This is a genomic window from Rhizobium sp. WYJ-E13 (genome assembly GCF_018987265.1).
Taxonomy (GTDB): domain Bacteria; phylum Pseudomonadota; class Alphaproteobacteria; order Rhizobiales; family Rhizobiaceae; genus Rhizobium.
The window spans coordinates 2,927,602-2,942,263 of sequence record NZ_CP076853.1; the positions used below are offsets into that span (position 1 = coordinate 2,927,602).

A 14,662-nucleotide genomic window follows, 5' to 3' on the forward strand; every position below is an offset into this window, starting at 1 on the left:
CGTACTCCTCAGCGGATCGGTTCGTGCACGGTCACCAGCTTCGTGCCATCGGGGAAAGTCGCCTCGACCTGCACGTCATGGATCATCTCGGCAATGCCCTCCATAACCTGGTCGCGACTGATCACATGGGCGCCGGCCTCCATCAGTTCGGCGACCGGGCGGCCATCACGCGCGCCCTCGACGACGAAATCACTGATAAGGGCAATGGCTTCCGGATAGTTCAGCTTGACGCCGCGCTCCAGCCGTCGGCGCGCCACCACGGCGGCCATGGAAATCAACAGCTTGTCTTTTTCTCTCGGGGTGAGGTTCATCGTCTATCCGCTTGTTTAACTCATAGATTCCAGACTTTCGGCACAGGCGCTCCATTGCGCAAGGCGGAAATGACAGGGATGAGGATTTTTCTGAGCGCAAAGCCATCGGCTGCGGCAAGGCGCACGACAATCTTGTCGCTCCAGGCGCTTGCCCCGCCCATATGCCCGTCCACCAGCGGCCGGACCTTGGCAAGATAGGCTTCCGACATCGGCCCGGCATACAGCACTGTCGCAAAGGCAACCTGCCCGCCAAGCACAGCCTGCTCTGCCGCCAGTAGCGCCACCGCATCGGAAAGGCGCAGTTCCTCGGCATGAACAAGTTGGCCCGAGCGGCGGATGCGCCAACGATCGCGAAACAGCCCCGTCTCCACCGTCTCACCCATTGCCGTGCGGCCGAGCAGGATGGCTTCGACGGCAAGGAACTCCGCGCTTTCGTCGAGATCGACATCCAGACGGCGAAACAACGAGGCGCGATCGAAAAGAATGGTCTCCTGCGGCAGCCAGTCGACGCGGGCACCCGGCCCGACCTCGATCTGCGTCGTCACTTCTGCCGTGCCGGCCGATGACTTGTAGATCTTCTCGCAGGCCTGCGTCGTTACATCGATGCGCGTACCCGCCCCCGCCGATACGCTCCAGTTCATCCGGTCGCCACCGGTCAGCCCGCCGGCCGTGTTGATAATAACAGCCTCCATCGAGGCATCGAATGTATCCGGCAGACGGATCTTTGCCGCACCTTCCTGATAAAGCTCACGGATTCGCGTACGCCCATCCTGCACCTTGGCAGCAAGATGCCCGCGTCCTTCCGCTCTCTGCGGTCTCGTGATACCCGCCGCCGCGCCTGTCATGCCACCCCCGTGCAGATGCCATCCTGTCTGGCATCTTGCGTTGAATGTGTCTGTTGACTGCAACAAAGCAAGTCCCGTGCCGCTTTCCGAAAGCCCGCACCCCCACGGGCCATAAGGATGGCGCGGAAGGCATCTGCCGCAAAATGCGGCAGATGCCAGCGCGTTGGCCAGAAAGATCATACGGTTAGATGGCGGCGCGCTTCCGGCGTATCCAGCGTCTCGGCAAGACCCTCATGCACGATCTCGCCGCGATCCATGATGTAGACATAGTCGGCAAGCTCGCGGCAGAAATCGAGATATTGCTCGACCAGCAGGATCGCCATGCCGGTGGAATCGCGCAGGTAACGGATCGCCCGGCCGATATCCTTGATGATCGACGGCTGGATACCCTCGGTCGGCTCGTCGAGTACAAGAATTTTCGGCCGCGTGACCATGGCGCGCCCGATCGCCAACTGCTGCTGCTGCCCGCCCGAAAGATCGCCGCCGCGACGCGACAACATCGACTTCAGCACCGGGAAGAGACTGAAGATATCGTCGGGGATGTTGCGGTCGCGGCGGCCAAGCGGAGCAAAGCCAGTCTCGAGGTTTTCCTTGACGGTCAGCAGGGGAAAGATCTCACGCCCCTGCGGCACATAGCCGATGCCTTGCTTGGCCCGGGCAAAGGGCGGCAAGCCATTCAGCTTTGCCTCATTGAAGGTAATCGTGCCGGCCGAAAGCGGATGCTGGCCGGTGACGGCGCGCAGCAGCGAACTCTTGCCGACGCCGTTACGCCCGAGCACGCAGGTGATCTTGCCCATCTCGGCCTTGATCGAGATGCCGCGCAGCGCCTGCGCAGCACCATAATGAAGATTTGCGTTTTCAACGGTCAGCATCTCAGCGCCCCAGATAATTCTCGATCACTTTCGGATCGTTGCTGACGAAATCGATGGATCCTTCCGCCAGCACCGAGCCTTCCGCAAGGCAGGTCACCTTCACACCGAGATCGCGGATGAAGCCCATATCGTGCTCTACGACAACGACGGATCGTGTCTTGGCAATATCCTTCAGCAGGATCGCCGTTTCCGCCGTCTCGGCGTCCGTCATGCCGGCAACAGGTTCGTCGACAAGCAGCAGCTTCGGCTCCTGCGCAAGCAGCATGCCGATCTCCAGCCACTGTTTCTGCCCATGCGACAGGTTGGCGGCGAACTCATCGCGGCGATGCGTCAGCCGCACCGTTTCCAGGATCTCATCGATACGGTCCTTATCTTCACCTGACAGCCGATAGAACAGCGTCGAAAACACCGTGCGGCGGCGGTTGAGCGCCAGTTCGAGATTGTCCCAGACCGTATGGCTTTCGAAGACCGTCGGCTTCTGGAATTTCCGGCCGATGCCGAGCTGGGCAATATCGGCCTCGTCTCTCTTGGTCAGATCGATATTGCCATTGAAAAAGACCTCACCTTCATCCGGCCGGGTCTTGCCGGTGATGATGTCCATCATCGTCGTCTTGCCGGCACCGTTCGGGCCGATGATCGCTCTCAGTTCACCCGGTTCAATGACGATAGAGAGCGAGTTCAGCGCCTTGAAACCATCGAAGGAGACCGAGACACCATTAAGATAGAGCACGCTGTTGGGTTTGACGTCGGGGATCATGGGTCTACTCCGCAGCCTGGATTTTTGCGTCGACGCCTTCTTCATCTGCCGCTGGCGGCACGCCGTTGGATACAGGCTTCCGCTTGCCGAAATATTGGGCGAGCGTGCCGACGATGCCCCTCGGCAGCAAAAGCGTGACAAGCACGAAGAGACCGCCGAGCGCAAACAGCCAGTAATCGGGGAAGAGGCCGGTAAAGATCGTCTTGCCGCCGTTGACGAGGATCGCACCGATGATCGGCCCGATCAGCGTCGCCCGCCCGCCGACAGCCGTCCAGATGACGACTTCGATGGAGTTGGCCGGCGCGAATTCGCCGGGATTGATGATGCCGACCTGCGGCACGTAGAGCGCGCCGGCAATGCCCGCCATCATCGCCGAGACAACAAAGGTGAAGAGCTTGAAATGCTCGACACGATAGCCGAGGAAGCGCGTGCGGCTTTCCGCATCACGCACGCCGACCAGCACCTTGCCAAATTTCGACCGCACGATCGCCGAGGCAATCATCAGCGAGAGTGCCAGGAAGATTGCGGTGGCTGCGAAGAGCGTGGCCCGTGTGCCGTCCGCCTGCACGTTGAAACCAAGGATATCCTTGAAGTCGGTCATGCCATTATTGCCGCCGAAGCCCATGTCGTTGCGGAAGAAGGCAAGCAGCAGCGCATAAGTCATGGCCTGCGTGATGATGGAGAGATACACGCCGTTGACGCGCGAGCGGAAGGCGAACCAACCAAAGATGAAAGCGAGCAGACCGGGTACGAGCAGCACCATCAGTGCCGCAAACCAGAACTGGTCGAAACCGTACCAGAACCAGGGCAGTTCCTTCCAGTTCAGGAAGACCATGAAATCCGGCAGGATCGGATCGCCATAGACGCCCCGCGGGCCGATCTGACGCATCAGATACATGCCCATGGCATACCCGCCGAGCGCGAAAAAAGCGCCATGTCCGAGCGAAAGGATGCCGCAGAAGCCCCAGACGAGATCGAGCGCCAGCGCCAAGAGCGCATAGGTCAGATACTTGCCGAACAGCGCCATGATATAGGTCGGCACATGCAGCGGATTATCCGCCGAGGTCGCGAGGTTCAGCACCGGCACCAGCGCTGCGACAGCCAGCAGGATGGCAATGGCAATGGAGATCCGGCGATCGAGAGACCGGAGAAGGAAGGCCGTAATCATGCTTCCACCGCCCTTCCTTTGAGTGCGAAGAGCCCGCGCGGACGCTTCTGTATGAAGAGAATGATGAGGACAAGCACCAGGATCTTGCCGAGCACGGCGCCGGCAAAGGGCTCGAGGAACTTGTTGACGACACCGAGCGACAGAGCACCGACCAGCGTGCCCCAGAGATTGCCGACGCCGCCGAAGACCACGACCATGAAGCTGTCGATGATGTAGCTTTGGCCGAGGTTCGGCGAGACGTTGTCGATCTGCGAGAGCGCCACACCCGCCATGCCGGCAATGCCGGAGCCGAGCGCGAAGGTGAAGGCATCGACCCAGCCGGTGCGGATACCCATGGAGGAGGCCATGCGCCGGTTCTGAGTGACGGCGCGCATCTGCAGGCCAAAGGCAGAGCGCTTCAAGAGCATCAGCAGCGCCACGAACACCGCCATTGAGAAGACGATGATCCAGAGACGGTTCCAGGTGATCGACAACCCGCCGAGTTCGAAAGCACCCGACATCCAGCTCGGATTGCGCACTTCACGATTGGTCGGGCCGAAGACCGTGCGCACCGCCTGCTGCAGGATCAGTGACACGCCCCAGGTGGCGAGCAGCGTTTCCAGCGGCCGGCCGTAGAGATAGCGGATGACGATGCGCTCGATGATCAGACCGACGAAACCGGTGAAGACGAAGGCGGCAGGCACGGCAAAGGCCAGCGAATAGTCGGCCATGCCGGGAAAATTCGCGGTGATATATTCCTGCACGACATAAGTCGTGTAGGCGCCGATCATCACCATCTCGCCGTGCGCCATGTTGATGACACCCATGACGCCGAAGGTGATCGCGAGGCCGATGGCCGCAAGCAGCAGCACCGAACCGAGCGATAGCCCGTACCAGACGTTCTGGACGATGTTCCAGAGGGCCAGGCTGCGGTTGATTGTGCTGACATGTGCCTGAATGGCAGGCTTGAGATCATCAGGCGCGGTTGCCAGCGCCGTGGTCAGGATGGTCAGCGCATCGCGGCCGCCGCGCGCGGCAACCGTATCGATCGCCTGCCGCTTTTCATCGGCGCTCGCATCGCTCTTCAGCACCATGACGGCTCGCGCCGCTTCCATCGTGCTCTTGATCTCGGCGTCCTTTTCATCCGCCAGTGCGGAATTGAGCAAATCAAGATTGGCTGGGTCGGCATCCTTCAGGAGCCCCTGGGCGGCCGCGAGGCGGGCACCACGATCAGGGCTCAACAGCGTCATCTGGCTCATCAATGTGCCGATGAGCGTACGCACCGAATTGTTGATCCTGACCTTCGACATCGTATCGGGATCGATATCTGCAATTGCTTCACCGGTGAGCGGATCGGAAAAGGTCGGCTCGTCATCCGTGCCGCCCTGAACGAGGACGGGGCCTCCCGCATCGGAATTGACGTAAAGAAGGCCATCGCTCAGTTGCTGCAATATCTGGCTGACATGCGCATCCTTGGAAGCGACGAGCGCCTTGATGGCCGCTTCGCGCTCCGGAAAACCGCCGACGCCAAGCGCATCGACAAGAGCGTGGACATCATCCTGTGCCTTCAGGCCTGCCGTCACGCCGGTAAGCGTCAGGCAAAGGGTTAAAAGAAAGATCTTGATGGCGCGATACATCGGCTTTCCCGCCTAAATCGTTGGCCTGTCGGCAATACCGCTGGGGACGGAGCTTCCGCCCGGATATGAAATCCGGACGGAAGTCTTAATGGCTCATGTCGGACAGGCGAACTCAGGACCCCTTGCCGCCGCACTTGCCGGTAGCAACGTTGAAGTTGCCGCAGTTCATCGGCTTGCGCCAATCGGAGATCAGGTCCTTGGAGTCCGGCAGGAAATCGGACCATTCGTCGCCGACGACTGCGGGGGTCTGCTGGACGATTTCGAACTGGCCGTTCGCCTGGATTTCACCGATCAGCACCGGCTTGGTGATGTGGTGGTTCGGCATGACGGTCGCCGTGCCGCCCGAGAGGTTCGGAACAGAGACGCCGATAATGTGGTCGAGAACCGCATCCGTATCGGTCGTGCCGGCAGCCTGAACGGCCTTAACCCAGGCATTGAAGCCGATATAGGCAGCTTCCATCGGGTCGTTGGTCACGCGCTTGTCGTTCTTGGTATAGGCATGCCATTCCTTGATGAACTTCTTGTTGATCGGCGTATCGACCGATTCGAAGTAGTTCCAGGCGGCGAGATGGCCGACGAGCGGCTTGGTGTCGAGACCTGCAAGCTCTTCTTCGCCAACCGAGAAGGCGACGACCGGAATATCGGTTGCCTTGACGCCCTGGTTGCCGAGTTCCTTGTAGAAGGGCACGTTGGCGTCACCGTTGATGGTGGAGACGACGGCGGTCTTCTTGCCGGCCGAGCCGAATTCCTTGATCTTGGAGACTTCCGTCTGCCAGTCGGAGAAACCGAACGGCGTATAGTTGATCAGGATGTCTTCCTTCGGAATGCCCTTGGATTCGAGATAGGCTTCCAGGATCTTGTTGGTCGTGCGCGGATAGACATAGTCGGTGCCTTCGAGCACGAAGCGCTTCACGCCTTCGGTGTTCATCAGGTAGTCGACGGCCGGGATCGCCTGCTGGTTCGGAGCGGCACCCGTGTAGAAGATATTGCGGGAGGATTCTTCACCCTCGTACTGGACCGGGTAGAAGAGCAGCGAGTTCAGCTCTTCGAAAACCGGCAGGACCGACTTGCGCGAAGAGGAGGTCCAGCAACCGAAAACGGCCGCAACCTTGTCCTTTTCGATCAGCTCGCGGGCCTTTTCGGCAAAGAGCGGCCAGTCGGAAGCCGGATCGACGACGACGGCTTCGAGCTTCTTGCCGAGGAGACCGCCCTTCTTGTTCTGCTCGTCGATGAGCATCAGCATGGCGTCTTTCAGCGTGGTTTCGGAAATCGCCATCGTGCCGGAAAGCGAGTGCAGAACGCCGACCTTGATCGTGTCGTCGGCGGCAACCGCACCGTGGAAGGCGGCCGATGCGGCCATGACCGCGCCGAGTGCTGCGCCTGTAATAGTGGATTTGAGATTCATCTGGTTGAACTCCCCTCTTCTTGTTCCGCAACAGGGCCGGAAACGGAGATTAACTGTTGCTTAAAGAACTATCGGGTGCTGCAACGCAAAAACACATACGCAAAATGACGTAGGCGGCAGGGGCAAACGGGCAGGTAAAGACAAGACAGGGCATCCCGCAGAGAGGACGCCCTGCCAGTTCGATATTATCCGCCGATCGTCAAGGTGACCGACGTCGGGCCATAGGAAAGGGTCGCCTTGTGGCCGGAGATGGTGAACCTGTCGAAGATGCCGGTGACGGCTCCTGCTCTAAGAATCTCGATCTTCGTTCCGGGCGCCGGGGCGTAGCCCGAGGCAAGTGTGACGTCGAGGTCGCCGGAGAGCGCCGCATTGCCCGCGATGATCAGGGTGCCCGCGCCGTCGGCGCCGAGCGTCGGCTTCGCCACGGCATTGGCGAGCTGCTGGTAATCACCGCCCACGGTGAGGGGCTTATCGGCCGCCAGGACGAGAGAACCGCCCTTCACGGACAGTCCGCCGGTGCCGAAGGCCGAGGGCGAGCCTGCCACCAGCACGCCTTCTTCCAGCACCGTGCCGCCGGCATAGCTGTTGACGCCGGAAAGGCCGAGAATGCCGCTACCGCGCTTCGCCAGTTTGCCCTTGCCGCCAATATCGTTGCGCCAGGTATCGATCGCATTGAAGCCGCCCTTTGCGGCATCCATCGTCACGGTCACGTCCTGATCGAAGGCGCCATAGCCGTCTGCGGCGGCAAACAGGTTGAGGCGACCGTAGCCTTCAGCATCATCGAGCAGCGGATAGCCAGAGGCGATCTCCGTCGTGCCAAGCACGTCGCGGCGCTGCTCGCCGTCGAGATAGGGCAGACGCGTTTCGAGAAGCGCTTCGGCTCCTTGCGGCACGCGGGCCGGCTGGTCGGTCCCATGGATGGTGGGCAGGCCGTAGCTCAGGCGCTGCAGCACGTAAGCGCGGTTGGCGTCATGATCAGCGAAACGGTCTGCGGCGAGCGGCGCTGCATGAGCCACGACTTCGAGAGCGCCCGCATCCGCAACGCCCGATTTAGCAATGAGCCATGACTGCGCTTGGGCGTAAGCATCGCTCTTCAGCGCGGCGTTGTCGGCCTTGCTCAGATTATAGACGACCGTGGCGGTGCCGAGCATGCGACCGCCCATCACGTCGAGCGGAGAATGCATGCCGGCAAGGATACGGTCTTCGCCCAGTTCGGCGGCGCGCGTGATCATTTCCTGGAAGCGCTGTGGCACGAGATAGGCCATGGCGAGCGCATCCCGCCAGGCCTCCGCCGTGTGCCCGCTCGGGAAGCCACCGTCCTCGACCGGCTTGCCGCTCTTGGCGGGCTCAAGCGTCGGCACCACCGACACCTCCTGGCTCCAGCGGTAGGGACGGCCATATTTGAAATAACGCTTTGCAGGCTCCGTCGAACCGTCACCGCTTGCGGCGTTGATGAAGTCGATTGCAAGCCCCATGTCCGGATTGGCGTCGGTTTTGTTTTCCGCGTCCGGCTTGCTGCCGGCGCCGCGATTGTTGCCCTTGTCGTCATGTTTGACCGTCGTCGCATCGGCCGCGACCTCAGTGATCGTCGTGGTCTGCTTGGAGCCCGCCTTCCAAGCATCCATCAGCGGGCCGAGGCCATCGACGATGCTGGCATTCTTGCCGCGGCGATCGTCGAGATAGGCGGCTACCGCCTGTTCGGCCGTCCGCGCCTTCGTCGCCTTGACGACATAAGCGATATTCGCATCGTGGACGAGCTTGTTGACGACCTGGCCGTCGGTTTTGCTGAAGGGAATGCCGTCCCAATCCGTTTTGGCAACCGCGGGGCAATTGTCCTTGGCTGGGGTCTCTATGCCGGCATCGACGAATGGCGTGCGCGGCGTCCATACGTCGAGGAAGCCGGAGAGAAGATGGACGGCGGCATTGGTGTCCACTGTCGAGAAGCAGGCATCGCCGCGCTTGTTGGTGTTTCCGGCCTCCGAATAAGGCGCTTTCGCCGCCGTTGCCTGCTCGGCAGCGGCAAGCGATGGCACGATCGAAAGAAGGCAGACGAGCGCGGTGCTCAGGCGGCAAAGGCTTGGAACAGACATGGTGATACCCGAGATGGTTGAACGGACGGCGGGAGAGTTAGAGCCCTTATGTGACAGACCAGTTTCAAAAATATTGCCGTTCTGTGAATCTGTCGGCGTTCCGCCTCTTGCCTTTCCCGCCCATCCCGCCAAAAGTGGCTCGGAGACGATAAGCTGACCGGAACGCCGGAAAGAGGGCATGACAGCGCGCCAACGCATCATTCCGGTGAGACGCGAATATAATCGCTGGGTCGCCAACCAGACGCTCGAAGATTACGCGCTGCGTTTCACCGCAAAGAGCGCCCGACGCTTCTCCTCCCAGCGCATCTCGCAAACAGCGATCGGCGCCATTTCCTTCCTGGCGCTGGAAGCGATCGGCGGCGCCATCACGCTGTCCTACGGCACGACCAACGCCTTCTTCGCCATCATCGTCGCCTCCATCGCCATGCTCGCGATCGGTCTGCCAATCAGCCGCTATGCCATCCGCCACGGCGTCGATATCGACCTGCTGACGCGCGGCGCGAGCTTCGGTTACATCGGCTCGACGATCACCTCGCTGATCTATGCAAGCTTCACCTTCATGCTGTTTGCAATCGAGGCCTCGATCATGTCGGGCGCACTGGAACTGACGCTCGGCATACCCCTATGGATCGGCTACATCATCAGCGCCGTCATGGTGATCCCGCTCGTCACCCACGGCGTGCGGCTGATCAGCAAGTTCCAGCTCATGACCCAGCCCTTCTGGATCGTCCTGAATATCCTGCCCTTCATCTTCATCGCCCTGATGGATTGGCAGCAATTCGATGTCTGGCGCGCTTTTGCGGGCATCCGCCATGCCTCCGGCCCGCCCGGCACGGTCGCAGATTTCAATCTTGTGGAATTCGGCGCGGCCTCCGCCGTCATCCTCGCGCTCATGTCGCAGATCGGCGAACAGGCGGACTTCCTGCGCTTCCTGCCGCCGGATCCGCAGCGCAAATGGCGCCACCGCCTCGCCGTTTTCCTCGCCGGTCCCGGCTGGGTCATCATCGGCGCACCGAAACTGCTGGCCGGTTCATTTCTCGTCGTGCTGACTTTCACATCCGGCGTGCCGGTCGACCGGGCCGCCGACCCGGCACAGATGTACCTGACTGCCTTCGGCTATATGATCCCCTGGCACAATGCCGCCCTGTTGCTCATGGTCGCCTTCGTGGTCGTCTCGCAGCTGAAGATCAATGTGATGAATGCCTATGCCGGCTCGCTCGCCTGGTCGAACTTCTTCTCGCGCCTGACGCACAGCCATCCCGGCCGCGTTATCTGGTTGGTCTTCAACGTGGCAATCGCCCTGCTGCTGATGGAGCTCGGCATCTATCGGCTGCTTGAAGAAACGCTCGGTATCTTCTCGATCATCGCCATGGCCTGGCTCTGCACCATCTCGGCCGATCTCTTCATCAACAAGCCGCTCGGCCTTGCCCCTCCCGGTATCGAATTCAAGCGCGCCCACCTCTACGATATCAATCCGGTCGGCCTGGGCGCCATGACATTGTCGGCCGGCATCGCGCTGATTGCCCATTTCGGCACCTTCGGTTCGATCGCCGCCTCGCTTGCCCCTTACATCACGCTTGTGATCGCGCTGGTCGCCTCGCCTGCGCTCGCCTGGGCAACCAAGGGCAAGTTCTACCTCGCCCGCAAGCCGCGCCATGCCTGGAAGAACCTGACGACCATCACCTGCTCCGTCTGTGAGCACCCCTTCGAGCCCGAAGACATGGCGTGGTGCCCGGCCTATGCCGCGCCGATCTGCTCGCTCTGCTGCTCGCTCGACAGCCGTTGCCACGATATGTGCAAGCCGAACGCCCGCCTCAACGCGCAGGTCGGCGCCGTCGCAAAGACCCTGCTGCCGGAAACCATCGTCCAGAAACTGACGACCCGCCTCGGCCGCTACGGCATTGCTGTGGCACTGGCACTGACGGCCGTGGGCGCGATCCTTGCGATGATCGCCCATCAGGTGGCCTCGGCCTCGCCGGAGACCGCCGAAGTCGTCAACCGCACCATCCTGATCGTCTTCTTCGTCTTCTCTGTTATCGCCGGCATTGCCTGCTGGTTCTATGTGCTCGCCCATGACAGCCGCGTCGTTGCCGAGGAGGAATCCTCCCGCCAGAACACGCTTCTGCTCAAGGAAATTGCCGCTCACAAGAAGACCGACGCAGCCCTGCAGACCGCCAAGGAAACGGCCGAAGCCGCCAACCGCGCCAAGAGCCGCTACGTTGTGGGCTTGAGCCACGAACTGCGCACGCCGCTGAATGCTGTCCTCGGTTACGCCCAGATCCTCGAACGCGACGAGACGATCCCCGCCCCGCGCCAATCCTCCATCAAGGTCATCCGCCGCAGCGCCGAGCATCTTTCCGGCCTGATCGATGGCCTTCTGGACATCTCGAAAATAGAAGCCGGCCGCCTGCAGGTCTATTCGAACGAGATCAACATCCAGGACTTCCTCGACCAGATCGTCGACATGTTCCGGCCGCAGGCGCAGGCGAAAGGCCTGTCCTTCATTCACGAACGCTCGCAGGCCCTGCCGCAATTCGTGCGCACCGACGAAAAACGACTGCGCCAGATCCTCGTCAACCTGCTCTCCAATGCGATCAAATTCACCGATGAAGGCAGCGTCACCTTCGATGTCGGCTACCGCAGCCAGGTCGCAACCTTCACCGTCTCCGACACCGGCCGTGGCATCGCCGAACAGGATCTGACGCGCATTTACGAACCCTTCCAGCGCGGTGAAGCAGAAAGCGTGCGGCCCATGCCCGGCCTCGGGCTTGGCCTGACCATTACACGCCTTCTGACCAACACGCTCGGCGGCGAAATCGCGGTCACCAGCGAAAAGGACAAAGGCTCGACCTTCCGCGTCCGCCTGATGCTGTCTGCCGTGATCCGCCCGGCCGCTCCGCCGCAGGAAAAGAAGATCGTCAGCTATGACGGCCCACGCCGCACGATCGTCGTCGTTGATGATAACGAGGATCATCGCGAGATGATGCGCGAGATCCTGGTGCCGCTCGATTTCATCGTGCTGACGGCCGCAAGCGGCCTGGACTGCCTGACGCTCGTTGAAGGCATCGAGCCAGATCTGTTCCTCGTCGATATCTCCATGCCAAGCATGAACGGCTGGCAGCTCGTTTCCCGGCTGCGTGAGACGGGACGCGCCGCGCCGATCGTGATGCTGTCAGCCAACATCGGCGACGCAGCCGCTCACAGCGACAGCGACGACAGCCACAATGATGCGATCGGCAAGCCGGTCGATATCAAACAACTGCGCGATAAGCTGGCCCTGCATCTCGGCCTGAAGTGGCTCTATGCCGACGATCAGGCGCCGGCTCCGGCACCTGCAGCCATATCTCTGAAAAGCCCGGGAGCTGCACATCTGCAGGAACTGCTGCGGCTTGGCGAGATCGGCTACATCAGGGGCATAGAAGCCAAGCTCGCCGACCTTGCCAAAGTGGAGGCAAATCAGCCATTCACCGAGGAGCTCCGCTCCTATGTCGCCGCTTTCGATCTCGCCGGCTTCATGGATTTCCTGCACAAATTCGAAGAAAAGGGTGAAACCGTTGGCTGAGCTTCCTCGCGACATCGTTCTCTTGGTTGACGATTCGCCCGAAGCGCTCGGCTTTTTGACCGACGCGTTGGAACAGTCTGGCTTTTCCGTGCTGATCGCCACATCAGGCTCGGCCGCGCTCAATATCGTTGAGCGCATAACGCCGGATCTCATCCTGCTCGATGCGGTCATGCCTTCGATGGACGGTTTCGAAACCTGCCGCAGGCTGAAGGCCAATGCCGCCGTCGCCCAGGTACCCGTCATCTTCATGACGGGGCTGACCGAAACTGAGCATGTCGTACATGCCTTGGAATCGGGCGGAGTCGACTACCTGTCGAAACCGATCAACATCGATGAACTGCGTGCCCGCATTCGCGTTCATCTGCGCAACGCCCGCTCGGCCCAAAGCGCGCGCGTGGCGCTCGATGCCGCCGGCCGTCACCTGCTGGCCGTGAAGGGCAATGGCGCGATCCATTGGTCCACGCCACAGGCCACCCGCCTCGTCAATGCCGCCATGGGAAGCGACGATGGCATGGAGGTCGTCTCCCGCACAATCGGCACCTGGATGAAGGAGCGTGCCACTGCCGCGCGTGACGCCCTCATCTCCATCGCTCATGTCGGTCAGGCCGCTCTTCAGCTCGCCTTCCTCGGCGCCATCGGCCCCGACGAATATCTCTTCCGCCTGACGGCTGCCAACCAGCGCAGCGACGACGAAGTGCTGCGTCGGCATTTTTCACTGACGCAGCGCGAATCCGAGGTGCTGATGTGGATCGCCAAGGGTAAGGCCAATCGCGATATCGGCGAAATCCTCGGCCTCTCCGCACGCACCGTGAACAAGCACCTCGAACAGATCTACGTGAAGCTCGGCGTCGAAAACAGGGCATCCGCCGCCGTGAAGGCGGCGCATGTGCTGCATGAGATGTGAGAGTGTCGGAAGGCCTCAGACAACCCGATCCGGCACGTCCCGCCCTTCGAAAAATGCCGTCACATTCTCCACGACCTTCACCCCCATCGCTGTGCGCGTTTCCTCGGTCGCGCTGCCAAGATGCGGCAGCAGGACGACATTTTCCATCCGCCGCAGCGCTTCCGGCACATGCGGCTCCGCCTCGTAGACATCGAGCCCTGCGCCCCGGATCGTGCCTTTGGCAAGTGCGGCAATCAGTGCCGTCTCATCGACCACGTCACCGCGCGCGGTGTTGATGAGGAAAGCGCCCGGCCTCATTGCTGCGAACCGTGCCGGATTCATCAAATGCCGGTTTTCCGCTCCTCCAGGGCAATGCAACGAGACGAAATCGGAAGCCGCCAGCACCGCCTCCACCGAAGCAAGCTGACGTGCGCCGTAGCGTACTGCTTCAGCCGGATCGACCTGTGAGCGGTTGTAGAACACGACATCCATGCCGAAACCGAAATGGCAGCGTTGCGCGAAAGCCTTGCCGATCCGCCCGAAACCGATGATGCCGACAGTCTTGCCGGTCACCTTCGTGCCGATCATATGTGTCGGGCACCAGCCCTTCCATTCCCCGGCACGCAGCTGCCGCTCGCCCTCTCCGCCGCGGCGCGCGACGGACAGCAGGAGCAGCATGGCGATATCGGCGGTGCAGTCGGTCAACACGCTAGGCGTATTCGTCACCGCAATGCCCCTCGCCTTGGCTGTGGCGATATCGATATGATTGAAGCCGACCCCGAAATTGCCGAGGATCTTCGTGCGGAGATCACCCGCAAAGACCGCTGCCGGCAGCTTGTCGGAGACGGTCGGCAGCACCGCATCATAATCCGCCAGCGCCTGACGCAGCTCGTTTTCGCCGAGCGGCACATCATCCGTATTGAACGTTACGTCGAAACGCTCGGCGAGCACGGCTTCAACCGCGCCAGGCCAGCGCCGGGTGACGAGAATGCGGGGTCTGGGCATCGATCTGGTTCCTCCATCCTTTGCCTTTGGCTTAGGACATGCCGGCCGGGAATGGAATGGTCTTTGAGTTGACGAGCACCAATCCGATGCCGCTGGGCAAGACGAAAGAAGCCCGGTCGATGACCGGGCTTCCATGAGAGGCATCACT

11 protein-coding genes are annotated in these 14,662 nt (G+C 61.3%); 2 read left to right on the forward strand and 9 right to left on the reverse strand.

Going from position 1 to position 14,662, the window contains the following annotated elements; all coding sequences use genetic code 11:
• Positions 1-8: 8 nt before the first annotated feature.
• The 8 genes from KQ933_RS14780 to KQ933_RS14815 form a co-directional block, all read right to left on the reverse strand.
• Positions 9-311, reverse strand: a complete 303-nt coding sequence (locus KQ933_RS14780; protein ID WP_183732241.1) for an urease subunit gamma — start codon at positions 309-311, stop codon at positions 9-11.
• A gap of 20 nt (positions 312-331) precedes the next feature.
• Positions 332-1,156, reverse strand: coding sequence for an urease accessory protein UreD (locus KQ933_RS14785; RefSeq protein ID WP_216755587.1), 825 nt, complete (start codon positions 1,154-1,156; stop codon positions 332-334).
• Between the two features lie 176 nt (positions 1,157-1,332).
• A complete protein-coding gene (gene urtE / locus KQ933_RS14790) occupies positions 1,333-2,028 on the reverse strand; it encodes an urea ABC transporter ATP-binding subunit UrtE (RefSeq protein WP_216755588.1) in 696 nt (231 codons plus the stop codon).
• A 1-nt stretch (position 2,029) separates the two neighbouring features.
• Positions 2,030-2,785, reverse strand: a complete 756-nt coding sequence (gene urtD / locus KQ933_RS14795; protein WP_216755589.1) for an urea ABC transporter ATP-binding protein UrtD — start codon at positions 2,783-2,785, stop codon at positions 2,030-2,032.
• Positions 2,786-2,789: 4 nt separating this feature from the next.
• Complete coding sequence (gene urtC, locus KQ933_RS14800; protein WP_216755590.1) at positions 2,790-3,953, reverse strand: urea ABC transporter permease subunit UrtC; 1,164 nt, start codon at positions 3,951-3,953, stop codon at positions 2,790-2,792.
• A complete protein-coding gene (gene urtB, locus KQ933_RS14805) occupies positions 3,950-5,569 on the reverse strand; it encodes an urea ABC transporter permease subunit UrtB (RefSeq protein WP_216755591.1) in 1,620 nt (539 codons plus the stop codon). Before urtB ends, urtC begins: the two co-directional genes overlap by 4 nt.
• A 112-nt stretch (positions 5,570-5,681) precedes the next feature.
• Entirely contained in the window at positions 5,682-6,974 is a 1,293-nt protein-coding gene (gene urtA, locus KQ933_RS14810) for an urea ABC transporter substrate-binding protein (RefSeq protein WP_216755592.1), read from the reverse strand.
• A 185-nt stretch (positions 6,975-7,159) separates the two neighbouring features.
• Positions 7,160-9,064, reverse strand: a complete 1,905-nt coding sequence (locus KQ933_RS14815; protein ID WP_216755593.1) for a phosphatase PAP2 family protein — start codon at positions 9,062-9,064, stop codon at positions 7,160-7,162.
• Positions 9,065-9,242: 178 nt separating this feature from the next.
• On the opposite strand from KQ933_RS14815, the gene KQ933_RS14820 reads away from it, so the two are divergent.
• A complete protein-coding gene (locus KQ933_RS14820) occupies positions 9,243-12,626 on the forward strand; it encodes an ATP-binding protein (RefSeq protein WP_216755594.1) in 3,384 nt (1,127 codons plus the stop codon).
• Positions 12,619-13,530: a response regulator transcription factor gene (locus tag KQ933_RS14825; protein ID WP_216755595.1), complete on the forward strand. Its 912-nt coding sequence runs from the start codon at positions 12,619-12,621 to the stop codon at positions 13,528-13,530. The genes KQ933_RS14820 and KQ933_RS14825 overlap by 8 nt, the downstream gene beginning before the upstream one ends.
• A gap of 15 nt (positions 13,531-13,545) precedes the next feature.
• On the opposite strand, the gene KQ933_RS14830 is transcribed toward KQ933_RS14825, so the two are convergent.
• Complete coding sequence (locus KQ933_RS14830) at positions 13,546-14,514, reverse strand: D-glycerate dehydrogenase (RefSeq protein ID WP_216755596.1); 969 nt, start codon at positions 14,512-14,514, stop codon at positions 13,546-13,548.
• Positions 14,515-14,662: the final 148 nt, after the last annotated feature.